This window comes from Kitasatospora sp. NPDC127060 (assembly GCF_042724935.1).
Classification (GTDB): domain Bacteria; phylum Actinomycetota; class Actinomycetes; order Streptomycetales; family Streptomycetaceae; genus Kitasatospora.
The window spans coordinates 100,112-123,094 of record NZ_JBHXEG010000003.1; the positions used below are offsets into that span (position 1 = coordinate 100,112).

Genomic DNA, 22,983 nt, shown 5'->3' on the forward strand with positions numbered 1-22,983 from the left:
CACGCAGGGTCTGCGGGCCCCGCCTGTCCATTCGTGGGTATCCGATGTCATGTGCCAATGGCACGCGGAACCCCGAATTTCCCCGATGACCGGGTGGATCTCGGCAAAAAGGCCGGACGGTCGGCCGACGCCGTGATAGGGGCCGGTAAAAGGGTTTGACACCCGTAGGCTGGAACGAACTCAAGCCCCCCGGAAGAGAGGCAGTCCGCCGTGCCCCGCCGCAACCGGATCAAGAGCGACGCCCCCCGCGAGAGCGCCGAACCGGCCGCCGCCGCGCTCGGCGGATCGCTGCGCCGTACCGAGAGCTACCAGGGCGACGACTGGGTGGTGCAGACGGTCGCCGGCACCGCGGGGCGCTTCTACCGCTGCCCGGGCTGCGACCAGGAGATCCCGCCGGGGGTCGGCCACGTGGTGGCCTGGCCGATGCACGGTGGCGGTGTGGACGACCGGCGGCACTGGCACCGCGCGTGCTGGGGAGCGCGGGAGCGCCGGGCCTCCAACGTCCTGCGAGGCCGCGGCGCTCCGCGCTACTGAAGCCGGACTCCCCTCCCGGACGGGCCCTACGCGTCGCGGTTCTTGAGCACCAGCGCGCCGCCGATCAGCGCTGCCAGGGTCCAGGCCAGGCAGATCGTGAAACCCGCCCACGGCCCGTACGGCTGGCCGTTCTGCTCGTACACCAGGAGCATCCGGGAGCCCGCGTAGTCGGGGAAGTAGTGGGCCAGGGTCTTGACCTTCGGCACTGCCGAGAGGATCGGCGAGAGCAGGAAGAAGAACGGCACCAGCACGCCGAGCGCGAGCGTCTGGTTGTGCAGCATGGCGGTGACGCCGGCCGAGAACAGGCAGAGCATCGTCAGGTACAGCGCGGCGCCGAGCACCGCGCGCAGCACGTTCGGCTCGCTCAGGGTGGTGGAGTGCGGGCCGAGCAGCGCCTGGCCGACGAAGAAGGTGACGAAGGCGGTCACCAGCGAGACCAGGAAGGCCAACCCGCCGAGCACCAGCGCCTTGCCGGCCAACAGGGTGCCGCGCTGGGGGACGGCGGCCAGGGTGACCCGGATCATGCCGCTGCTGTACTCGTTGCCGATCGCCAGCACGCCGAAGACGATGATGGCCAGTTCGCCGAGCATGATGCCGGAGAACGCCGTGCCGGTGGCGTCGAACGGGGTCTCCTGGTGGCGTCTGAACTCGGTGAAGTTGTTGTTGGTGAGCAGGGACAGCAGCGCGCCGATGCCGACGGTGACCACGAAGGCCAGCGCGAGCGTCCAGACGGTGGAGCGGACGCTGCGGATCTTCGTCCACTCGGAGCGCAGGATCGCCGGGAAGGACGTCATCTCAGTTCTCCTCCTGCCGCGCCGCCGCGGTCGGCCGGGTGCCGTCCGCCTTCCAGCCCGCGCCCCAGACGCCGGGTGAGCCGGCCGGGTCCTGGCCCGGGCCGTCGCCCGCGTGGTACTCCACCGAGTCCGCGGTCATCTGCATGAACGCCTCCTCCAACGAGGCCTGCTGCGGGCTGAGTTCGTGCAGCACCACGCCGTGCTCGGCGACCAGTTCGCCGAGCCGGGCGATGTCGCCGTCGACCACCTCGTAGGAGCCGCCCGGGCCCGGTTCGTGCCGCACGCCGGCGTCGGCCAGGACGTCGAGCAGGCGCTCGGGGTGGGGGGTGCGCATCCGTACGGCGGAGCGGGAGTTGCGCCGGATGAACTCCGGCATCGGCAGGTCGGCGAGCAGCCGGCCCTTGCCGATGACCACCAGGTGGTCGGCGGTGACGGCCATCTCGCTCATCAGGTGGGAGGAGACGAAGACCGTCCGGCCCTCGCCGGCGAGGCGCTTCATCAGGTTGCGGATCCAGAGGATGCCCTCCGGGTCCAGGCCGTTGACCGGCTCGTCGAACATGACGATCTCCGGGTCGCCGAGCAGCGCGGAGGCGATGCCCAGGCGCTGGCCCATGCCGAGCGAGAAGCCGCGGGCCCGCTTGCGGGCGACCGGGGTGAGGCCGACCAGGGCGAGCACCTCGTCGACCCGGCGCTCGGGGATCCGGTTGCTCTGGGCGAGCCAGAGCAGGTGGTCGCGGGCGGTGCGGCCGGGGTGGACGGCCTTGGCCTCCAGCAGGGCGCCGATGTACTTGAGCGGCTCGCTGAGCTGCCCGTAGCGCTTGCCGTCGATGGTGACCCGGCCGCTGGTCGGGCGGTCCAGGTCGAGGATCATGCGCATGGTGGTGGACTTTCCCGCGCCGTTGGGGCCGAGGAAGCCGGTGACCACGCCCTGGGGGACCGAGAAGCTCAGCCGGTCCACCGCGAGAGTCTTGCCGTAACGTTTTGTCAGGTCGTGCAACTCGATCATTCGCGCTCCCTTACTCTCTGTCAGGCTAGGACAAAGCGGATGGCGTGGCCCGTCGAGTGGGCCCGCTGAGTGGGCTCACCGGGCGCACCGGAATACGGTGGGCGGCATGAGCGAGCAGAGCGAGCGAATCGATGTGAGGTGCGCGTTGGCGAATGCCCCTGCCGAGCGTAGCGAGGTGGGCGCATGAGCGAGCTCCCCTCGGCAGTTTCCGTTCGTGAGAGCGGTACCGGAACACCCCTCGTGCTGCTGCACGCCTTCCCGTTGAACTCCTCGATGTGGTCCGCCCAGCTGGACGCGCTGCCCGGCCTCGGCGGGGACGAGGTCCGGGTGCTCGCCCCCGACCAGCGGGGCTTCGGCGGCACCGAACTGGGCACCGACGAGCCCTCGCTGGACCTCGTCGCGGACGACCTGGCGCTGCTGCTGGACGCGGCCGGGATCGACCGCGCGGTGGTCGGCGGGCTCTCCATGGGCGGCTACGTGGCGCTCGCCTTCGCCCGCCGGCACCCGGACCGGCTGTCCGGCCTGCTGCTGGCCAACACCCGCGCCACCGCCGACACCGACGCCGTCCGGGGCAACCGGGAGCGGATCGCCGCCGCCGTCACCGCCCGGGACAGCGTCCGGCTGCTGCTGGACGAGCGGGTGGCGGCCGGGCAGCTCGGGCCCGACTCGCAGCACCTGGTGGAGCGGGTGGAGACGATGGTGGCCGCGGCGTCGCCGGCCGCGGTCGCCTGGGCCCAGCGGGCGATGGCGGCCCGCCCCGACGCGCTGGACGTCCTGGCCGGGCTCCGGGTGCCGGTCTCGCTCCTGGCGGGCGCCCTGGACGCCCTGGTGCCGCTGGAGGAGGTCGAGCTGATGGCCCGGACCCGCCCGGACGCCGAGCTGATCGTCGTCCCCGGCGTGGGCCACCTGAGCGCCTTGGAGTCCCCGGGGGCGTTCGACGCCGCCGTCCGCCGGCTTCTCCTCCGGGTGGCGGCCGGATGAGCCCGGACGCGGCGGGCTGGGACTTCTCCGCACTGGAGGTGACCGGCCGGATGCCGGTGACCAACCGCGGCGAGGGACTGGTGGAGCTGACCCTGGAGCCGCTCGGCGAGGACTACTGGATGCGCCCCGGCGAGACCTTCATCGTCACCTCGTACGGCGACTACGGATCCGGGCACCCGTTCGAGGTGCAGTACTGGCCCGACTCGGTGTCGGTCTGGTGCACCTCCTGGTTCGGCACCGTCTCGGACGACGAGGGGAACCAGCTCAGCAGCGGGCACCAGCGGCCCGACGGGGCCTACCCGAGGTAGTGACACCGCGACGCGCGACAGGCCCTCACCCGCCGGGGTGAGGGCCTGTCCGTGACGGCGTCCGCGGTTACGGCTGCGGCTGCGTCAGCGCGACTGCTGGGCGGGCACGCCCATGGTGTCGTCGTTCGGCAGCGAGGCGGCGGCCACGGCCGCGCCGGTCAGCGTCGCCAGCATCTCGCGGACGTTGGTCAGCTGGGCGTTGATGCTGTCGCGGCGGTTGGTCAGCGCCGCCAGCTCGCGCTCGGATTCGCTGCGGATGCGGTCCGCCTTGGCGTTGGCGTCCGCCACGATGTCCTCGGACTGGCGCTGGGCCGTCTCGACGGTCTGGCGGGCCCGGCGCTCGGCGTCGGTGCGCAGCTTCTCGGCCTCCAGGCGCAGCTGCTCGGCCCGGTGCTCGATCTCGGCGAGGCGCTTCTCGGCCTTGGCCTGACGGGCGGCCAGGTCGCGCTCGGACTGCTCCCGGCGCTTGGCCAGGTTCGTCTCGAACTCCAGCGCGGCCTGGGCGGCCTTGGTGCGGGTCTCCTCGAAGAGGGCGTCCGCCTCCTCACGCTTGTTCTGGGCGTCCTTGTTGGCCTCGGCGCGCAGCTGGGCGGAGTCGCTCTTCGCCTTGTCGACGATCCGCAGGCCCTCGTCCTCCGCCTTGGCCTTGCGGTCCTTGGCGTAGTTCTCGGCCTCGGTGCGGACCTGCTGGGCGGCGGCCTCGGCCAGCTCGCGGTGCTGCTCGGAGGCGCGGTGCGCCTCGTCGCGCAGGTCCTTGGCCTCCTCCTCGGCGAGCCGCAGGATCTTCTCGACCCGGGCGCCGAGCCCGGCGTAGGAGGGCTCCTGCTCGGCGACCGCCGCCTGCGCGGTCTGGGTCTCCAGGTGGAGCTCCTCGATGCGCTTCTCGAGCGCACTGATCCGGGTCAGTGCGCTGTCACGATCGGCCACCAGCTTGGTGATCCGCTCGTCGACCTGGGCGCGCTCGTACCCACGGCGCACCAGGTCGAAGCCGTGAGGGGAGTGACTGTCGCTCATGGGACTCTGGGCTTCCTGTCGTCAAACCGCTGAGGTGGTTGAGGGAATCCTGACACGGTACCGGAGTGTCGACGGCGAAATGCCGTTCTCTCACGGACAATGACCGTCAATGTCCGCTCAATCGGGTGGTGCGTTCTTGGAACGATTGCCACCCGACCGGGGGGAGCCGACTCCGGCACCGGCCTTGGCGCCCCCGTCCTTCTTGCTGTTGCTTCCCCCGTTGGCCTGGGCGACCGGTGACGGTGCCTCGAACGCTTCCAGCGCCGAGAGCACGTCCTGGACCCTGGAGATCTCGGTGTTGATGTCCTTGCGGCGGCGCACCAGCTCGTCCAGCTCCCGCCGGCCCTCGTCGGTGACCCGCTTGGCCTCGGCCTTCGCCTCGGCGACCAGCCGCTCGGCCTCCGCCTTGGCCAGCTCGACCTGCTCGTCCGCGGTGCGGTCGGCGTCGCGCAGCCGCTTCTCCGCCTCGGTGGCCGCGCCGTCCAGCCGCTCCTCGGCCTCCGCCTCGGCCGCGCGCAGCTTGGCCTCGGCCTTCTCGATCAGCGACTCGGCCCGGTCGGTGGAGTTGGCGAGCTTGGTCTCCGCCTCCTTGAGCAGGCCCTCCGCCTTGCGGACGGCGGACAGCCGGACCTTGCTGGCCTCCGCGGAGGCCTCCGAGGTGAGCTCGCCGGCCCGCTCCTCGGCGGCCGCGACCAGGGCGGCGGCGCGGTCCTCGGCCTCGGCGACGGTGGCCACCGCCTGCTCCTCGGCCTCGGTCAGCTGCTCCTGGGCGGCCGTCACCAGCGCGTCCACCCGCTCGCCGGCCGACTTCATGGCCGCCGCGTTCTCCTTGCGGGCCCGCTCGTGCAGCGCCTCCACCTCGGCGTCGGTGCGCTCGCGCAGCTCCTCGGCGCGCTCGCGGATCGCGGTGGCGTCCCGGCGGGCCTCGGCGAGCAGCGCGTCGGCGTCGGAACGGCCCTTCTCGACCGCGGCCTGACCGGCCGCCTCGCCGGCCGCGACCAGCCGGTCGGCCTCCTTGCGGGCGGCCGCGACCATCGCGTCCGCCTGCTCCTCGGCGGCGGCGGTGGTGGCCAGCGCGGTGGTCTGGGCGTCCTCGCCGAGCGACTCGGCGTCCGCGAAGGCCTTCTCCAGGACGGCCGTGGCCCGGTCGCGGGTGGCCTTGTCGAACTGCTCGGCGGCCTCCCGGGTCTCCGCGTCGTAGACGTCCGCGCGGGCGTGGGCGGCGGTGTCGTACTCGTCGGCCAGGGTGCGGGTGGCGAGGGCGTACTCCTCGGCCTCGGCGCGCAGTACGGCGGCCAGCTCCTCGGCGTCGGTGACCGTCCGGAGGGCCTGGGCCTCGGCCTCGGCCACCGTACGGGCGGCCTGCGCCTCGGCGTCCGCGCGCTGCTGCTCGGCGGCCTCCTGGGCGGCCCGCAGCTCGGCCTCGGCGTCGGAGCGCAGCTGCTCGTCGTAGGCCTGGGCCTCGGCCCGGCGGCGGCCGAGTTCTGCCTCGGCGGCCTCCTGCTCGGCGGTGAGCTCCAGCTCGGTCTGCTCGCGCAGGGCGGCGGTCTCGGCCTCGGTCCGGGCCCGCAGGTCGGCGGTCTCGCGGTCGGCGAGCTCGCGCACCTCGGCGGCGTAGCGGTCGGCGGACTCGCGCTGCTCGGCGGTCTCGCGGTCGGCGAGCTCGCGGACCTCGGCGGCGTACGCCTCGGCGAGCCCGCGCACCTCGGCGGTCTCCCGCGCCGTGCGCTCGGTGAGCTCGGCGGCGTCCTGCTCGGCCCGGGCGCGGGTGTCCGCGGCCTCCTGCTCGGCGGTGGCCCGCAGCGCGGCGATCTGCTCGGCGGCGGCCTCGTGCAGGCCGGCCACCGCCTGGCGGACCTCGGCGGCCTCCTCCTCGGCGGCGGCGATCAGCTCGGCGCCCTCGGCGCGGGCGGCGGCCACCACATCCTCGCCATCGGCGCGTGCCTGCTCCAGCTCGGCGGCGGCCTCGGCGCGGACGGCCTCGGCGGTGGCGCGGGCCTCGGACAGCTCCCGGCCGGCCTCGGCCCGGACCGTCTCGGCCTGCTCGGTGGCCAGTGCCAGCTCGGCGGCGGCCTTCTCCCGGGTGGCCTTGGCGTCCTCTGCGGCCTCCGTCCGGCGCTGCTCGGCGGCGGCGCCGGCCTGCTCCAGCAGCTCGTCGGCCTCGGTGCGGCGGTCGACGGCGTACTGCTCGGCCTCGGTGCGCAGCTCCGTGGCGTGCTGCTCGGCCTCGGTGCGGACGCGGTCGGCGTACGCCTCGGCGCTCTCGCGGTGCTGGGCGGTCTCCCGCTGGGTGAGGGCGCGCAGCTCGGCGGCGGCCTGCTCGGCCTCGGTGCGGACGCGGTCGGCGTAGGCCTCGGCGTCGGTGCGCTGGGCGGTCGTCTCGGCGGCGGTGCGCTCGGTGAGCTCGACGGCGGCCTGCTCGGCCTCGGTGCGGACGCGACCGGCGTACGCCTCGGCGGCCTCGCGGACCTCGGCGGTCTCCCGCGCCGTGCGCTCGGTCAGCTCGGCGGCGGCCTGCTCGGCCTGCTCGCGGGCGGTCCGGGCGGCGGCCAGCTGCTCGGCGGTCTCCTCGCGCTCGCGCTGCAGCCCGGCGGCGGCCTCCTCGTGCTCGCGCCGGCTCTCCCCGCGCAGCGCGTCGGCGGCGGCCTCGGCCTCGGCCCTGGTCCGGGCGGCCTCGGCGTCGGCCTCGGAGCGCACCCGCTCGGCGTCGGCGACCGCGGCGTCCCGGACGGCGTTCGCCTCGGCCTGCGCCTCGGTCGTGACGGCCTCGGCGGCGGCGGTCGCCTCGGAGCGCACCCGCTGGTCGAACTCGGCGGCTTCGCGCCGGAGTTCGGCGGTCTCGCGCTCGGCGGCGGTGCGGTTCTCGGCGGCCGCGGCCTTGGCGGCGGACAGGGCGTCCTGGCCCTGCTGCTCGGCCGCGGAGGTGATCTTCGCGGCCTCGGCGCGGGCCCGGGCCAGGGTCTGCTCGGCCCGGCCCTGGGTCTCGGCGGCCTGTTCCTGGGCCTGCTCGCGCAGCCGCTCGATCTCCCCGGCGGCACCCGCGCGCAGCTCGTCCGCGTCGGCCTTGGCCCTGGTGAGCAGCTCCTCGGCGTTCTTCGCCGACTCCTCGATCTGCAGGACGGCCTGGCGGCGGGCCTCGCTCCGGACCCGGTCGGCCTCGGCGGCGGCCTGGGCGCGCAGCTCCTCGGCCTCGGCGCGCAGCCGGGCCGCCTCGTCCTGCATCTGCTCGATCCGCTCGCGGATCGCGGCGGCGTCGTCCAGGGCGGCGTTCTGGGCCTGCTCCACGGCGGCCTGGGCCTGCTCGCGCAGTCGCTGGGCCTCGGCGTGCGCCTCGGCCCGGATCCGCTCGGCCTCGGCGGCGGCCTCGCCGCGGGCGGCCTCGGCGTCCTGGTTGGCCCGGCCGAGCACCTCCTCGGCGGTCTTGGCGGCCTTGGCGAGGTGGACGGTGGCGTCCTTGGCGCCGGCCGCCCGGCCCTGCTCCTCGGCCTCGCCGCGCAGTCGCTGGGCGTCGGCGGCGGCCTGGGCCCGCAGCTCCGCCACCTCCCGGTCGGCCTGGGCGCGCAGCTCGGCGATCGCGGCCTCGGCCTCGGCCTTCAGCTGGGCGGCGACCGACTCGGCGGTGGCCCGCAGCCGCTCGCTCTCCTCGGCGGCGGCGGCCTTGGCGGCGTCCGCCTCGGCCTGCCTGGTGGCCGCCTCGGCCCGGACGGCCTCAGCCTCGGCGCGGATCGCCTCGGACTCCTTGGTGGCCTGGGCGACCAGTCGGGCGATCTCGGCCCGGGCGGTCTGCGAACGCTGCTCGGTGGCGGCCTCGCCGTCGGCGACCTTGCGCACGGCGGCGGCCTCGGCGTCGGCCTGGAGCTGCTCGGCGGCCTGCTCGGCCTGGGCGCGGAGTTCGGTGGCCTCCCGGCGGGTGCGCTCGGCCTCGGCGATCGCCTCGGCGCGCAGCCGCTCTATCTCGGTCTTCGCGGCGCCGAGCTGCTGCTCGGCGCGGGCCTGCTCGGCGGCGGCCTGCTCCTTCAGCCGGCCGATCTCGGCCTGCGCGGCGGCCAGCTGCTGCTCGGCGGCGGCATGGGCGGCGGCCAGCTCCTGCTGGGCCTGACCGCGGGCCGCGTCCACGTCGGCGGCGGCCTGGGCGCCGGCCTGCTGGGCGTGCTCGGAGGCGGCGCGCAGCAGTCGCTCGGCGTCGTTCTGGGCCTTCTGCAGGGCGGCCTCGGCGGCGGCCTGGGCCTCGCCGCGGGCGGCGTCCACGTCGGCGGCGGTCTGGGCGCGGGCGTGGTCGGAGAGGGCGGCGGCCTCGGCGCGGGCCGCGGCGACCATCCGCTCGGCCTCGGCGCGGGCGTCCTGCAGCAGGCGCTGGGCCTCCTGCTCGGAGCCGGCCCGGGTCTGCTCGGCCCAGCCGTTGACGTGCTGCTCGGCGGAGCGGCGCAGCTCGGCGAGCTCGTCCTCCAGCTGGCGGCGGCGGGCGGTGAGCTCGGCCTCCAGCCGGGCGGTGCGCTCGGCCGCCTCGGCCATGATCCGCTGGGTGGCGGCCTGGGAGTCGCGCAGCTGGCGCTCGGCGTCGGCGCGCAGTTGCTGGGCCTGCATCTCGGCGGTCCGGAGCATCTGCTCGGCCTGGCCGGAGACGGCGTCGAAGGCGCGCGGCTGGGCAAGCATGCGCCGGGACTCGTGCAGCTTGGCCCGGAGCACCTCCACCTGGTAGGCGAGGTCCTCGGCATGCTCGACTGCCTTGTCCCGCTCCTTCCGAGTCCGACCCATCTCGGCCTCGAACTGGGAGAGGTGATCGTCAACCTCGTAGCGGTCGTTGCCCCGCACTCCGCGGTCCCATCCATCTCCTGGTTGCGTCCTCGACCCGGCCGGTCCGGGGTTCCCGTGTAGCGGGAGCCGGTCCGACTGGTCCTTGCATCCGCAGCCACCGGACGACCCCGTGTCAAGCCGGGGGCGTCCGCCGCGGTCGTCGGAATCCTGGCCACGGGAGCGCGGGTGTGCCGCGTTCCCCCGTCCGGGTGGACTCCTGGGCGAACTCTTGCCTGTGGAGAATGGTGACAGATCCGTCTTGCGACTGTGCAGCCGTGCCCGCGTACTGGACTCCCCTGCGACGGGCCGACCACCGGAGGGCGGACGGGCCTGTCATCGGCCGTGCCCGTCGTCTCCGTCCCCCGGAGTCTTCGCGCACCTGGGCATTGTAGTGGGAGCGCACCACGGGGGAATGGCCGCGTAGGGGTTTTCCGGCTGTCGGACCACGTTACTGACGGGTCGCTAGGGGCCGAATCCGGTGCGCCGCCCGGGGCGGGCGGCCCACCGGGGTGGTTTCAGTGCTCTTCGGGCCCGCCCGGCAGGGCCGAGGTGACCAGCTCGGTCAGCACGCCGCCGCAGTCCTTCGGGTGCAGGAAGGTGATCCGGGAGCCCATCGAGCCGATCCGCGGCTCGTCGTACAGGACCCGCACGCCCTTGCCGCGGATCGCCTCGGCGTCACCGTCCACGTCGGCGGTGCCGAAGGCGATGTGGTGCACGCCCTCGCCGTTCTTCTCCAGCCACTTGGCGACGGTGGAGTCCGGGCGGGTGGGCTCCAGCAGCTGGAGGTACGAGGCGCCGCCGTCGTCCGTCCCGTTGATCCGGAGCATCGCCTCGCGGACGCCCTGCTCCTCGTTGACCTCGCTGTGGAACACCTCGAAGCCGTAGGTGGCGCGGTAGAACTCGACCGTCTTGTCGAGGTCCCGGCAGGCGATGCCGATGTGGTCGATTCGGGTCAGCACGGTGACCTCCAGGGCGGTGGACGGAAAGTGGCACCCAGTGCAGCGTACGGTCCGGAGCCGGCGCCAGTGCCGGAGGTGCGAGCCTGCTCACACACCGGCTTTCACCCGGACGTTCACCCTGACCGTGTTGACACGGTGTTGACTGGAAGGTGCCAGTGCGCTCGATCACACCGTCGCTCCGGTGACGGGCGGAAAACGGGTCAGTACCCTGAGCGCATCCTCACCTGGCCACGACGTGCGAAGGGGCCCGTCCCATGACCAACACCACCTCAGTGATCGTTGCCGGTGCACGGACCCCGATGGGTCGCCTGCTCGGCTCCCTCAAGGGCTTCTCCGGTGCCGACCTCGGCGGCTTCGCGATCAAGGGCGCGCTGGAGCGGGCCGGCATCACGGGTGAGCAGGTCCAGTACGTGATCATGGGCCAGGTGCTGCAGGCCGGCGCCGGCCAGATCCCGGCCCGCCAGGCGGCCGTCAAGGCCGGCATCCCGATGAACGTCCCGGCGCTGACCATCAACAAGGTCTGCCTCTCCGGCCTGGACGCCATCGCGCTGGCCGACCAGCTGATCCGGGCCGGTGAGTTCGACATCGTGGTGGCCGGCGGCCAGGAGTCCATGACCAACGCCCCGCACCTGCTGCCGAAGTCCCGCGAGGGCTACAAGTACGGTGCGGTCGAGGTGCTCGACGCGATGGCCCACGACGGCCTGACCGACGCCTACGAGAACATCCCGATGGGCGAGTCCACCGAGAAGCACAACACCCGCCTGGGCATCCCGCGCGAGGTGCAGGACGAGATCGCCGCCGCCTCCCACCAGCGGGCCGCCAAGGCGCAGGCCGACGGCGTCTTCGAGGCCGAGATCGTCCCGGTCGCCATCCCGCAGCGCAAGGGCGAGCCGGTGCTGTTCAGCCAGGACGAGGGCATCCGCGCCGACACCACCGTCGAGGGCCTGGCCAAGCTGCGCCCGGCCTTCACCAAGGACGGCACGATCACCGCCGGCACCTCCTCGCAGATCTCCGACGGTGCCGCCGCGGTCGTCGTGATGAGCAAGGCCAAGGCCGAGGAGCTGGGCCTGACCTGGATCGCCGAGATCGGCGCCCACGGAAACGTGGCCGGCCCGGACAACTCGCTGCAGTCGCAGCCGTCCAACGCGATCAAGCACGCGCTGGGCAAGGAGGGCCTGGAGGTCTCCGACCTCGACCTGATCGAGATCAACGAGGCCTTCGCGGCCGTCGCCCACCAGTCGATGAAGGACCTCGGGGTCTCCGCCGACATCGTCAACGTCAACGGCGGCGCGATCGCGCTCGGCCACCCGATCGGCATGTCCGGCGCCCGCGTGGTGCTGACCCTGGCGCTGGAGCTGCAGCGCCGCGGCGGCGGGGTCGGCGCGGCCGCGCTGTGCGGCGGCGGCGGCCAGGGCGACGCGCTGATCGTGCGCGTGCCGAAGGCCTGATCTGCTCCGTCCCGACCCCGGGGCTGCGGACCGCCACGAGTGGTCCGCAGCCCCTTCGGCATCTGCCCCACGGGCAGCTGCCGACAACCGCCGGCATCTGTGCAAGGAGATCCCGATGATCGATGTCGCCACGCTGGTCGAGCAGGCGCGGGAGGGCCGGCCGCGGGCGGTCGCCCGGCTGATCACGCTGGTCGAGAACGCGGCCCCGCAGTTGCGGGAGGCGATGGCCGCGCTCGCGCCGTACACCGGGCAGGCGTACACGGTGGGCCTGACCGGCTCGCCCGGGGTCGGCAAGTCGACCTCCACCTCGGCGCTGGTCTCCGCCTACCGGCGGCTCGGCAAGCGGGTCGGGGTGCTGGCCGTCGACCCGTCCTCGCCGTTCTCCGGCGGGGCGCTGCTGGGCGACCGGGTCCGGATGCAGGACCACGCGACCGACCCGGAGGTGTTCATCCGCTCGATGGCCACCCGTGGGCACCTGGGCGGGCTGTCCTGGGCGGCGCCGCAGGCGCTGCGGGTGCTGGACGCGGCCGGCTGCGAGGTGATCCTGGTGGAGACCGTCGGCGTGGGCCAGTCCGAGGTCGAGGTCGCCGCCCAGGCGGACACCGCCGTGGTACTGCTGGCCCCCGGGATGGGCGACGGCATCCAGGCCGCCAAGGCGGGCATCCTGGAGATCGGCGACGTCTTCGTGGTCAACAAGGCCGACCGGGACGGCGCGGAGGCGACCGCCCGGGAGCTCAACCACATGCTGGGCCTCGGCGAGGCCCGCGATCCGGGGGACTGGCGCCCGCCGATCGTCAAGACCGTCGCGGCGCGCGGCGAGGGCGTGGACGAGCTGGTCGAGGCGCTGGAGAAGCACCGCGCCTGGCTGGAGGAGCACGGCGAACTGGCGGCGCGCCGCCGGCGCCGGGCCGCCCAGGAGATCGAGGCGATCGCGCTGGCCGAGCTGCGCGCCCGGATCGGCGACCTCTCGGGGGACCGCCACCTGGCCGGCCTGGCCGAGCGGGTGGTCAGCGGCGAGCTGGACCCGTACGGCGCGGCCGACGAGCTGGTGGCGGGGCTGACCGCGAGCTGAGTGGCTTCTCAGGACTATCGGGCGGCTCGCCGAAGCGAGCGCCGATCAACAAATCCGCCTGAACTCTGTAGCCGTTGCCGCTTCGGTTTTACCGAAGCGGCAACGGGGCTATTCGGCACCTCCGGCCCTCTACGCAGAGGAGCGAGGGCGTCGCGTGCTGATTTCATTTGTTTCACCGCCCCGCCGCGATATAGATCGCGGCGGGGCGAAACAAATCGGGAAGTCGAAACCCTTGAAACCTGCCCGCAAGGGGGAACTGTCGTGTGATCCGACCGTGAACCGAACCGCAGACGTGCTTCGCTGATAGCCGAAGCCGCCTGGGGCAACAGCGAGTTGGCGCGAGCGGTCAATCGCACCGGCACTGAGACCGGGCAGCGACTCAAGTACGACGCCTCGGCCGTCTCACACTGGCTCGGCGGTACTTCACCGGCCGCGAAGGCCCTGCCAGTGGTCCTGGAGACGCTGGCACGGAGGCTCAAGCGGCCGATCACCGCTGTCGAGGCGGGATTTCGAAACATGCCTACCACCGTTGACGAGTCGACGGATACGGTGTCAGGGCTGATCGACAGGGCTGATCGATCTGGGGAGCCTCGATATGGACCCATCCCGGCGCGGAGTTCTCACGGCCAGCCTGTACTCGGTGGCCCTCACCATCCCGGGCTGGCCCGACCTGGTGGGCCGCTTCGAGACGACTATCCGGCCGTCCAGTCCGGCAGGGCCGACGACCGCTTCCCCGCGATGCTCGCCGCAACCCGACCGCACCGTCGCAACCCCCAGGTGCGCGAACTCCTGGAGCGCGCCCGCCCTTTGGCGACCGGTCGCCGGATCTGACCAGTGGCGGGAGCTGTGCGGACGGTTGACACTCAGCGTAGTGGCTGTGCTACTTTCCGCATCATCAACAGAACATAGGAGACCCCGGCGGTGGTGGAACACCCCGGGGTCTGGCACCAGGAGCGTCAACTCCCAATGCAGATTCATCGTAGCGCCCACTCGCGCTCTTTCACCGTGCTTCCCAACGGCCTGTTGCAGGACCGTCGGCTGAGTTTCACCGCCCGTGGCCTGCTCGCCGATCTGCTCTCCCGCCCCGACGGTTGGCGCGAGGACGGTCGGCAGATGGCGGACAGCAGTCCGCAGGGGCGGGGCGCCGTCCGGCGGGCGCTCAAGGAGTTGAAGGACGCCGGGTACTACCGGGTCGACACCGTCCGGATGCCCAATGGGACGGTCCGTTCCGAGGCCCATGTCTTCGACACCCCTCAGTCGTCACCGGTTGTCCCCCGCCCGGCTTCCGGTGGGCGGGGTACCGGCGGCGCTGTCGCTCCTCCCGTAAAGGACCCGGGGGAAGAACCCACCCTCCCGGATGAACCGACGCGCACAGCCATGGCGACGCTGTTCCGGGTGATCCGGCCCGAACCGCGCCTGCGCCTCGGCGAGGTCGAGGCGCAGACGTTGGCTCCGCTCGTCGCCCGGTGGCTGGAACGGGGCAGCAGCGAGGCCGAGCTGAGGGTCGCACTTCTCCCCGGGTTGCCGCAGCCGATGCACTCTCCGGCGGCGATTCTCCGCGATCGCCTGCAACGCAAGCTGCCGCCCGTACGTGGGGCAGTCCCGCCGGCGTCCTGTTTCGAGTGCGGGCGGTGCCATGATCCGGTGCCCCGGCCCGGGATCTGCCGTGTGTGTGCGGGCTTGGGTGCGAGAACCGTTGGCGTCGGCACCGGGGCCGCCGCCACGCCCGGCGGCGTTGCCCGCGCCCGCGCGGCCCTGCGCGGGCGCGGCCTGGTCGTGGCGACGTAGGGGCCGCCGGTCGGGTCAGGACCGGCCGCGGAGGCCGCGCAGGTGGTCGGCGACCGGAGCCAGGGCCTCGTAGATGGCGTCGAGCTGCTCCGGGGTGAAGCGGTCGATGAAGTGGGCCCGGACACTGCGCACGTGGTCGGGGGCGACCCGCTGCATGGTCTCCCAGCCCTGTTCGGTGAGGTGGGCGTAGAGGCCGCGGCGGTCGCCGGGGCACTCCTGGCGCAGCACCAGGCCGGCGTTCTCCATCCGGGTGATCTGGTGGGAGAGCCGGCTCTTGGACTGCAGGGTGGCGGTCGCGAGGTCGGTCATCCGCATCCGGTGGTCGGGCGCCTCGGAGAGCACGACCAGGATCTCGTAGTCGTTGATCGCCAGGTTGTGGGGCTGGAGTTCGCGGCTGAGCTGGTAGTCCAGCAGCTTGGCGACCTCCAGATGGGCGCGCCACATCCGCTGCTCCCTGGCGGTCAGCCAGGGAGTCTCCTCCCCGGGCTGCGGCGGAGGGGTGTCCGCAGTGTCGATCGTGTGCGTATCCATGGGCCCAGCATAGCCGATTTAGTTCAATCTTGGACAAGTTTACAGGCCGAAACGCCGCCCGAGTTCGCCCAGGTTACCGAGGCCGGGGGCATTGGGCTGGCCGGCGCCGTGCGGCTGGGGCGGCACCCCGCCGGCCGGGACGCCCGCCTCGGCGTCCACCCGGCCGACCGGCCGCTCGGCCATCAGCTTCTCGCTGGACTGCACCAGCACCTGCCCGGCGCCGATGAACTCGAACTGGTGTTCCTCGCCGGAGGCGCCGCCGATGCCGGTCAGCCGCCGCAGGCCGCCGACCACCCCGTGCAGGTAGTCGTGGTCGTAGTGGTGGCACGGCGCCGGGCAGTCCGCCCAGCCGACCAGGGCCTGCGGGTCCACCCGGACCGGCGGCTCCACGAAGTGCACCGGCCCGTTGGAGGCGGCCACGAAGCGGCCGGTGCCGATCAGGGTCAGGAAGCCCGGGATGATCGACTGCTTGAGCCGCAGCGTCGGGTCGAACGCGAGCAGGTTGCCGGAGCGGACGGTCAGGTTGCCGTCGTCCAGGTCGTAGGAGTTGAGGTCGAAGGCGCGGTCGGCCAGCAGCAGCCGGCCGCGGCCCTGGGCGACCACCCAGTCCGCCGCGTGCAGCGGCGAGTTGAAGTGCTGGCCGAGCACCCGGTCGACCATTCCGGCGCCGACGCCGCGGAAGGTGATGTCGCCGTAGTAGGCGACCATCTTGCCCTTCTGCAGGAAGTAGGAGCCGTTCAGCTCGACGGCGAAGGCGTACGGGTTGACGTTGTCGTTGACCGGCAGGGTGTGCGCGTCGTACACCACCGGGCCGGTGCCGCCGTGGGCGGTCGGCAGCGGGGCCTGGACGCCGCCGAACTGCTCCTGGGCGTAGGACTGTTGGGCGTACGGCTGGTGGTCGTACGGCTGGTGGTCGTACGGAGGCTGCTGGCCGTACGGCGGCTGGGGCGCCGGCTGCGGCTGGTAGGCCGGCGGCGGGGGAGGCGGCGGATGGTCCGCGGAACGGCCGTAGTCCGGCGGCACCGTGAAGCCCGGCTGGGTCGGCTGGTCGTGCGGCGACTGCCCCCCGTACGGCGGCTGCGGCGGGTGGGACATCAGAGCTTCTCCTCGCTCGCCTGGACGTACGCCGTGCCCTGCCCGGACAGCTCCAGCTGGAACGCCTCGCCCGAGCCGCGGCCGATCATCTCGCGCCAACCGATCGCGGTGGACAGCTTGTTGCGCACCTCGCCGCGGTGCGCCACGTACGCCTGCGGGTCGACGTGCACCGACTGGCCGGGGGTGATGGGCAGTTCGAAGACGCCGCCGTGGGCCATCACCGCGACCGCGCCGTGGCCCTCCAGCCGGGTGGTGAACAGGCCCTGCCCGCTGACCTGGCCGCGGACCATGCCCATCACCCCGCCCTGCGAGCCGAGGAACACGGTGGACTGGCGCAGGGTGCCCTCGAAGGCGAGCAGCCGGTCCGCCTCGACGAACAGGGTGTCGCCGGTCAGGTCGATCACGTGCACGTGGTGGCCGCCGTGGCCGAACATCACCCGGCCCTGGCCCTCGACCGTCATCAACGGGGTGTCCTCGTTGGCGACCCGCCGGCCGATCATCGACATCACCCCGCCCTGGCCGCCGGTGATGTTCGGGGTGAACCGGACGTCGCCGGTGTACCCGAGCATCGCCCCGCGCTGACTGAACAGCCGCTGGCCGGGCACCACCTGGGCCTCGACCATCTTTCCGTTGATCCGGGTGAAGCCCATCAGACGTCACCCCCGAGGGTGACCTTCTCCGAGGGCTGGACGTACACCAGGCCCTCGCCGGTGAACTCCACCTGGACGGCCTCGCCGCCGCCCTCGCCGATCACCGTGGTCCAGCCCGCGCCGGACTTCACGCTGCGGTGCAGGTCGCCGGTGTGCGCGATGTACGCGCCCGGGTCGACCCGCAGCGGCATGTCCTTGCCGACCCGCAGGATGACGGCGGGCCCGTTGGAGGTCACCGCGGCCCAGCCGTGGCCCTCCACCTTGGTGGTGAAGAGGCCGTTGCCGGAGGAGACGCCGTTCAGCCCGGTGAAGCTGGTGCCGGTGTGCAGGCCGGCCTCGGTGCAGAGCAGGTTGTCCGCCTCGACGTAGAGGGTCTCCCCGTCGAGGCGGACCAGGTTGATCTCGGTGGCCTTGTCGGCGAAGTAGCAGGTGCCCTGCCCCTTCACCTCCATGACGGTCATCCGTTCGCCGGTGAGTCTGCGGGCGACCATGCCCCGCAGGCCGTCCCCGCCGCCGGTCAGCTTCTTGAAGGTCATCTGGCCGGTGTAGGCGACCATCGAGCCGTGCCGGGCCTTGACGGCGTCCCCGCCCAACTCGACGGCGAGGACCCGTGATCCCTGGAGTCTGAACTGTGCCACGGCCGCAATCTATCCGGCGAGGTGGTGGTGGGGGAGAGGGCGTGGACGAACTGCTACCGGTTCGGGACAAACCTCAGTGGCGCGCGTGCGCCCCGTGGCCGGGCTGCGGGACCGTTCCGGCCGCTTCCTCGACCTCCAGCAGCGAGGCCGAGTGGCGCTCCGCCTCGAAGGCCGCCGCGCCCCCGCGCAGGCCGAACAGCCGCTTGGAGAGCATGATCCAGAGCACCGCGGCGATGTTCAGGGCGAGCGTGCAGATCTTCACCGCGCTGACGTGCTCGTGCAGCTCGTAGCCCTCCAGCGGGAGGAAGGCGGCGGTGGCGACCACGGTCAGGTACTCGGCCCAGCGCCGGCCCAGCCAGAGGCCGACCGCCTCGACGATCTCGATCAGCGCGTAGGCGATCATCGCGCCCGCGACGATCAGCAGGGTCTTCTTCTCGTAGCCGAAGGTCTTGCGGATCGTCTCGACGATCGGGGCGTGGTCGAGGTCCCAGTGGAAGTGGTCGGCGACCGGCTTGAAGACGGTGAGGTCCTCGTCGAAGATCCGCTGGACCGCCTCCTGGCTGTTGGAGAACTTCCAGACGCCCCAGGCCATCAGGATGATGATCACGCCGCGCAGTACCCGCTCGATGGCCAGGAAGCGCAGGATGAAGAGGTCCCGCAGCGCCTTGCCGCGCGGCACCAGCGGCGCGTTCGCGGCCGGGCCGGAGCCGTGCGGGGCGCCGAGTGCGAAGTCGCCGCAGCGCAGGCAGCGCCAGGCGTCGCCGAGGGCGGTGGCTGCGTGCAGCCGACCGGCCAGCTCGGGCTCGGTCGGCCGGTAGGTGATGTGGCCGCGCTTCGCGCAGGTCCTGCGGTCCCAGTCGCGCTTGAACATGTGGTGGCTACCCCCGTGTGCGATGCCGTCGGCGCCCGGTTCGGTGGGCGCGCGGGCAGCAGGATAGGGGGTGCGGACGACGCTCCGCCGCATCCGGCCGGGTTCTGGCGCGCGGCTGTGACATCCGGCACGGTGGCCACCCCCGGCCCGGGGCTCGGACATGTGCTCGGTGATAATGGCCGGAAGGCTTGTGAGTCGCTTCACAAGCGCGCCCGCGCCGCCGACCCCCGTACAGAGGTATCCAACGTGAACAGCAGTGCCGTCCACCGCCTGCGCCTGATCTCCGCCCCCGAGGGGATCTCCTTCATCCTGCTGCTGATCTGCTCGGTGCTGAAGCGGACCACGTCCTTCGACGCCGTGCCGGTGATGGGCATGGTCCACGGGATCCTGTTCATCCTGTACGTGGTCTTCTGGATCCAGGCCTGGCAGACGCAGAAGTGGGACGCCAAGCGCGGCGTCCTGCTGTTCGTGCTCTCGGTACTGCCGTTCGGCGGCTTCGTGGCCGAGCGGATGCTCGGCCGCGAGGAGCGCGGGGAGCTGCGGCCCGCCGCCGCCTCCGCCTGATCCCGCCGCCTCTCCTGCCTCCGCCCGGCTCCGCGCGGACGGTCGACAGGCTGCCACGGCCTCCTCTCCCAAAGGGCCGCGGCAGCCTGTCGCCGTTTCTCACCGGGAGTGGCTAGTTGACGTTCACCCCGCTCCAGGCCGCGCCCACCGCCTTGTACTCGGCGCCGGTCGCGCCGTAGAGGTCGGCCGCGGCCTTGAGGGTCGCGGTGCGGGCGGCCTTGTAGTTGGTGGTGGAGGTCATGTAGACGGTCAGCGCGCGGTACCAGATCGCGGCCGCCTTGCTCCGGCCGATGCCGGTCAGCTTCGAGCCGTTGGAGGTCGGGCTGTTGTAGCTGACCCCGTTGATGGTCTTGGCGCCGCTGCCCTCGGACAGCAGGTAGAAGAAGTGGTTGGCGACGCCCGAGGAGTAGTGGACGTCCTTGTTGCCGACCGTGGAGGACCAGTAGTCGGCCGAGGCGCCGTCCTTGGAGGGCTTGTCCATGTAGCGCAGCGGCGTGCCGTTGCCGTTGATGTTGAGCTTCTCGCCGATCAGGTAGTCCGGCGGGTCGGCGGGCAGGTTGGCGTACCACTCGACCATGGTGCCGAAGATGTCCGAGGTCGCCTCGTTGAGGCCGCCGGACTCGCCCGAGTAGATCAGGCCGGCGGTGGCGGAGGTGACGCCGTGGCTCATCTCGTGGCCGGAGACGTCGATGGCGGTGAGCGGGTGGGTGTTGCCCGAGCCGTCGCCGTACGTCATGCAGAAGCAGGAGTCGTCCCAGAACGCGTTCACGTAGTTGGTGCTGTAGTGGACGCGGCTGGCGGCGCCGACGCCGTTGTTCTTGATGCCGTTGCGGCCGAAGGTGGTCTTGTAGAAGTCCCAGGTCGCGGCGGCGCCGAACTGGGCGTCCACCGCGGCGGACTCGCGGTTGGACGGCGAGCCGTTGCCCCAGGAGTTGCTGGTCTTGCTGAACAGCGTGCCGCTGCCCGAGGTGCCGCCCTTGAGGTCCGTGGTGGACTGGTTGCCCCGGGAGGCGTCCTTGAGCGAGTAGGTCGAGCCGCTCTGGGTGGTGGTCAGGGTGACGGTGCCGACGTTGACGCCCTTGCCGGTGCCGGTCGCGGTCATCACCTGCTCCTGGCTGGAGAGCACCGCGCCGGTCGCGGCGTCGGTGACCACCTCCTGGCGGCTCGGGGTGCCGTCGGCGCGCAGGCCCTCGACGGTGGTGCGGTACGCCAGCCGCGGGCTGCCGTCGGCCGCCCAGACCACCAGTGCGGCCGTCCCGGCGCCGTCCACCCGGCTGAGCGCGGCCTCGTCCTCGTCGGCGGCCAGGCCGAGGGTGGCCCGCACCGCCGCGGTGGCCTGCTCGGCGGCCTGGCCGGCGGTGAGGTCCGGGGTGGTGGCGGTCAGGGTCAGTCGGCCGTCGAAGGCCCGGTCCACCGAGGCCACCGAGCCGTTCGGGCGCTGGTGGACGACCAGGTCGCCGCCGATGACCGGCAGGCCGGCGTAGGTGCGCTCGTAGCGCAGGTGCCGGGTGCCGTCGGCGTCCACCAGGGCGTCCTTGACGACGAGCCGCTCCTGGCTGCCGAGGGCCAGTTGCTGCGCGAGCGGGGTGGTCTGTGCGGCGGCCAGCGCGAGCGGGGCGGCCGACGGCGGGCCGGGGACGGCCGCCTGGGCGGCGGGCAGGGCGGCGATCTGGACGACGCCGGCCAGCAGTGCGGTGGCGGAGAGTACGGCGGGGAGGGTCAACTTTCGCTTCATGGAGGCCTGTTCCTTCCACGAGACCCGCGGGTGCCTGCGGGTGCGCCGCGTACCGGGGCGCCGGGGGTGGCGCCGTTGGGGCGGTAGGGCGCGGACGTGCGGCTCCCGTGCGGCTTCTGACGCCCTGCCGGTTGGGTGGGGGTGGCGGGGCGTCGGGCGGGAGCTTGGTCATAAGCATGACAATCGAGTTCGGGGAGGGACAGGGCGCCCGCACGGATTGGCCAGGAGTCGCCAGGGCCGGTGCGGATGGTTCGGATGCCGCCAGCTGTCCGGTATCGGCCGGTTCACGCCGGCTGGCGGGACTCCGCCAACCGGCGCCGCTTGACAGCGGACGAGCCGGGGCGGACCGGGCGGCGCCGGGTCGCTACGGGTGGGGCCGGGGCGGACGGGCGGCGGTGGGCGCGGACGGACGCCCGGGGCCTGCCCTCCAACGGGGCCCCGGGCGTCCTGCTCACCTTCCGCCGTGGGTCAGTTGACGTTCACGGCGGTCCAGGTCGCGGCGACCGCGCTGTACTCGGCGCTGCCGGCGCCGTACAGGTCGGCCGCGGCCTTCAGGGTGCCGGTGCGGGCCGCCGCGTAGTTGGTGGTGGAGGTGAAGTAGGTGGTCAGCGCGCGGTACCAGATCGCGGCCGCCTTGTCCCGGCCGATGCCGGCGAGGGTGGAGTTGTCGTACGTCGGGCTGTTGTAGCTGACGCCGTTGACGGTCTTGGCGCCGCTGCCCTCGGCGAGCAGGTAGAAGAAGTGGTTGGCCACGCCGGAGGAGTAGTGGACGTCCAGGCCGCCGACCGAGGAGGACCAGTAGTCGGCCGAGCGGCCGTCCTTGGAGGGCTTGTCCATGTAGCGCAGCGGCTTGCCGTCACCGTTGATGTTGATCTGCTCGCCGATGAGGTAGTCCGGCTTGTCGGCGGCCAGGTTGGCGTACCACTCGACCATGGTTCCGAAGATGTCCGAGGTGGCCTCGTTGAGGCCGCCGGACTCGCCCGAGTAGTTGAGGCCGGCGGTGGCGGAGGTGACGCCGTGGCTCATCTCGTGGCCGGCCACGTCCAGCGCGGTGAGCGGGTGGGTGTTGCTGGCGCCGTCGCCGTACGTCATGCAGAAGCAGCTGTCGCTCCAGAACGCGTTGACGTAGTTGGAGCCGTAGTGGACCCGGCTGACGGCGCCGACGCCGTCGTTCTTGATGCCGTTGCGGCCGAAGGTGTTCTTGTAGAAGTCCCAGGTCGCGGCGGCGCCGTACTGGGCGTCCACGGCGGCCGACTCCGGGTTGGAGACCAGGCCGTTGCCGAAGCTGTCCGTGCTGTTGGCGACCAGCGTGCCGCTGCCGGAGGTCTTGTTCTTCAGGGTGAAGGTGGCCTGGCCGCCGCGGGTGGCGTCCTTCAGCTGGAAGGAGCTGCCGCTCTGGGTGGTGGTCAGCGGGACGCTGCCGACGAAGACGCCCTTGCCGCTGCCGGAGGCGGTCTGCACCTGCTCGTGGGTGGAGAGCACCTGGCCGGTGGCCGCGTCGGTGACCAGCAGCTGGCTGCTCGGGGTGCCGTCGGCGCGCAGGCCCTCGACGGTGGTGCGGTACGCCAGCCGCGGGCTGCCGTCGGCGGCCCAGACGACCAGCTCGGCCTTGCCGGCCTGGTGCACCTCGGTCAGCGGCGCCTCGTCCTCGTCGACGGTGATGCCGACGGTGGACTGCACGGCGCCGGTGGCCTGGGCGGCGGCCTTGTCCGCGGGGATCTGCGGGGTGAGGCTGGGCAGCGCGAGCGTGGCGCCGACGGCCTTGTCGACGGCGGTGGTGGTGCCGTCCGCCTTCTGGTGCACGACCAGGTCGCCGCCGAGGACGGGGAGTCCGGCGAGGGTGCGCTCGTAGCGGAGGTGGCGGGTGCCGTCGGCGTCCACCACGACGTCCTTGGCCACCAGTTGCTCCTGGCCGCCGAGGGCCAGGGCGTGGGCGACCTTGCCGGCCTGGCCGTTCGCCTGGACCAGCAGGTCGGCGAGCTGCTGGGTGCTCCGGGCCTGCGGGGCGGGGCCGGCCTGGGCCGCGCCGGCCTGGACGACACCGGTGAGCAGTGCGGTGGCGGAGAGTACGGCGACTGCGGCGAGCTTTCGCTTCACGGACGAGTCCTTCCGGGAAACCGCGTGTGGGCGCGGTCGCGCCGCGTCCCGGGGGCCGGGTTCGGCACCTTCGGGGCGGGACGGGCACTGACGTGCGAGGACCC

At 72.8% G+C, this 22,983-nt stretch carries 19 protein-coding genes; 7 read left to right on the forward strand and 12 right to left on the reverse strand.

The genetic code is table 11. From position 1 onward, the window contains the following. The first annotated feature begins 210 nt into the window (after positions 1-210). A complete protein-coding gene (locus tag ACFWIS_RS03510) occupies positions 211-534 on the forward strand; it encodes an ATP/GTP-binding protein (RefSeq protein WP_380452934.1) in 324 nt (107 codons plus the stop codon). Between the two features lie 26 nt (positions 535-560). On the opposite strand, the gene ACFWIS_RS03515 is transcribed toward ACFWIS_RS03510, so the two are convergent. Next, complete coding sequence (locus ACFWIS_RS03515) at positions 561-1,328, reverse strand: ABC transporter permease subunit (RefSeq protein ID WP_380452936.1); 768 nt, start codon at positions 1,326-1,328, stop codon at positions 561-563. Between the two features lies 1 nt (position 1,329). After that, positions 1,330-2,334, reverse strand: a complete 1,005-nt coding sequence (locus ACFWIS_RS03520; RefSeq protein WP_380452938.1) for an ABC transporter ATP-binding protein — start codon at positions 2,332-2,334, stop codon at positions 1,330-1,332. Positions 2,335-2,574: 240 nt separating this feature from the next. On the opposite strand from ACFWIS_RS03520, the gene ACFWIS_RS03525 reads away from it, so the two are divergent. Together ACFWIS_RS03525 and ACFWIS_RS03530 are read left to right on the forward strand one after the other, a co-directional pair. Further along, positions 2,575-3,315, forward strand: a complete 741-nt coding sequence (locus ACFWIS_RS03525) for an alpha/beta fold hydrolase (RefSeq protein ID WP_380452940.1) — start codon at positions 2,575-2,577, stop codon at positions 3,313-3,315. Next, positions 3,312-3,623, forward strand: coding sequence for a hypothetical protein (locus ACFWIS_RS03530; RefSeq protein ID WP_380452942.1), 312 nt, complete (start codon positions 3,312-3,314; stop codon positions 3,621-3,623). The genes ACFWIS_RS03525 and ACFWIS_RS03530 overlap by 4 nt, the downstream gene beginning before the upstream one ends. Before the next feature lie 84 nt (positions 3,624-3,707). On the opposite strand, the gene ACFWIS_RS03535 is transcribed toward ACFWIS_RS03530, so the two are convergent. The 3 genes from ACFWIS_RS03535 to mce all read right to left on the reverse strand — a co-directional run bounded on the left by ACFWIS_RS03535 (position 3,708) and on the right by mce (position 10,390). Then, positions 3,708-4,637 (reverse strand): cellulose-binding protein, encoded by a 930-nt coding sequence (locus ACFWIS_RS03535; protein WP_188306039.1) that lies wholly within the window; start codon positions 4,635-4,637, stop codon positions 3,708-3,710. Positions 4,638-4,754: 117 nt separating this feature from the next. Beyond that, positions 4,755-9,449 carry a hypothetical protein gene (locus ACFWIS_RS03540; RefSeq protein WP_380452944.1) on the reverse strand — a complete coding sequence of 1,565 codons (4,695 nt, stop codon included), beginning with the start codon at positions 9,447-9,449 and terminating at the stop codon, positions 4,755-4,757. Between the two features lie 497 nt (positions 9,450-9,946). After that, positions 9,947-10,390 carry a methylmalonyl-CoA epimerase gene (mce, locus tag ACFWIS_RS03545; protein ID WP_380452946.1) on the reverse strand — a complete coding sequence of 148 codons (444 nt, stop codon included), beginning with the start codon at positions 10,388-10,390 and terminating at the stop codon, positions 9,947-9,949. Positions 10,391-10,644: 254 nt separating this feature from the next. Between mce and ACFWIS_RS03550 the strand changes: the two genes are divergently transcribed. The 3 genes from ACFWIS_RS03550 to ACFWIS_RS03560 all read left to right on the forward strand — a co-directional run bounded on the left by ACFWIS_RS03550 (position 10,645) and on the right by ACFWIS_RS03560 (position 14,698). Next, positions 10,645-11,838, forward strand: coding sequence for an acetyl-CoA C-acetyltransferase (locus tag ACFWIS_RS03550; RefSeq protein WP_350504354.1), 1,194 nt, complete (start codon positions 10,645-10,647; stop codon positions 11,836-11,838). A 115-nt stretch (positions 11,839-11,953) separates the two neighbouring features. Beyond that, positions 11,954-12,910, forward strand: a complete 957-nt coding sequence (gene meaB, locus ACFWIS_RS03555; protein WP_380452949.1) for a methylmalonyl Co-A mutase-associated GTPase MeaB — start codon at positions 11,954-11,956, stop codon at positions 12,908-12,910. A 966-nt stretch (positions 12,911-13,876) separates the two neighbouring features. Further along, complete coding sequence (locus tag ACFWIS_RS03560) at positions 13,877-14,698, forward strand: hypothetical protein (RefSeq protein WP_380452951.1); 822 nt, start codon at positions 13,877-13,879, stop codon at positions 14,696-14,698. 15 nt (positions 14,699-14,713) lie between these two features. Here ACFWIS_RS03560 and ACFWIS_RS03565 read toward each other — a convergent pair whose 3' ends face one another. The 5 genes from ACFWIS_RS03565 to ACFWIS_RS03585 all read right to left on the reverse strand — a co-directional run bounded on the left by ACFWIS_RS03565 (position 14,714) and on the right by ACFWIS_RS03585 (position 18,483). Then, a complete protein-coding gene (locus ACFWIS_RS03565; protein ID WP_380452953.1) occupies positions 14,714-15,229 on the reverse strand; it encodes a MarR family winged helix-turn-helix transcriptional regulator in 516 nt (171 codons plus the stop codon). A 39-nt stretch (positions 15,230-15,268) separates the two neighbouring features. Continuing rightward, complete coding sequence (locus ACFWIS_RS03570; protein ID WP_380452989.1) at positions 15,269-16,066, reverse strand: AIM24 family protein; 798 nt, start codon at positions 16,064-16,066, stop codon at positions 15,269-15,271. Between the two features lie 257 nt (positions 16,067-16,323). Next, positions 16,324-16,974, reverse strand: a complete 651-nt coding sequence (locus ACFWIS_RS03575; protein ID WP_380452955.1) for an AIM24 family protein — start codon at positions 16,972-16,974, stop codon at positions 16,324-16,326. Continuing rightward, positions 16,974-17,612 (reverse strand): AIM24 family protein, encoded by a 639-nt coding sequence (locus ACFWIS_RS03580; protein ID WP_380452957.1) that lies wholly within the window; start codon positions 17,610-17,612, stop codon positions 16,974-16,976. Before ACFWIS_RS03580 ends, ACFWIS_RS03575 begins: the two co-directional genes overlap by 1 nt. 73 nt (positions 17,613-17,685) lie before the next feature. Then, positions 17,686-18,483, reverse strand: a complete 798-nt coding sequence (locus ACFWIS_RS03585) for a DUF2127 domain-containing protein (RefSeq protein ID WP_380452959.1) — start codon at positions 18,481-18,483, stop codon at positions 17,686-17,688. Between the two features lie 246 nt (positions 18,484-18,729). On the opposite strand from ACFWIS_RS03585, the gene ACFWIS_RS03590 reads away from it, so the two are divergent. Then, positions 18,730-19,047 (forward strand): DUF3817 domain-containing protein, encoded by a 318-nt coding sequence (locus ACFWIS_RS03590; protein ID WP_380452961.1) that lies wholly within the window; start codon positions 18,730-18,732, stop codon positions 19,045-19,047. Between the two features lie 112 nt (positions 19,048-19,159). Here the strand turns inward: ACFWIS_RS03590 and ACFWIS_RS03595 are convergent, their stop codons facing one another. Together ACFWIS_RS03595 and ACFWIS_RS03600 are read right to left on the reverse strand one after the other, a co-directional pair. After that, positions 19,160-20,782, reverse strand: a complete 1,623-nt coding sequence (locus tag ACFWIS_RS03595) for a M4 family metallopeptidase (RefSeq protein WP_380452963.1) — start codon at positions 20,780-20,782, stop codon at positions 19,160-19,162. A gap of 468 nt (positions 20,783-21,250) precedes the next feature. Next, entirely contained in the window at positions 21,251-22,879 is a 1,629-nt protein-coding gene (locus ACFWIS_RS03600; RefSeq protein ID WP_380452965.1) for a M4 family metallopeptidase, read from the reverse strand. Positions 22,880-22,983: the final 104 nt, after the last annotated feature.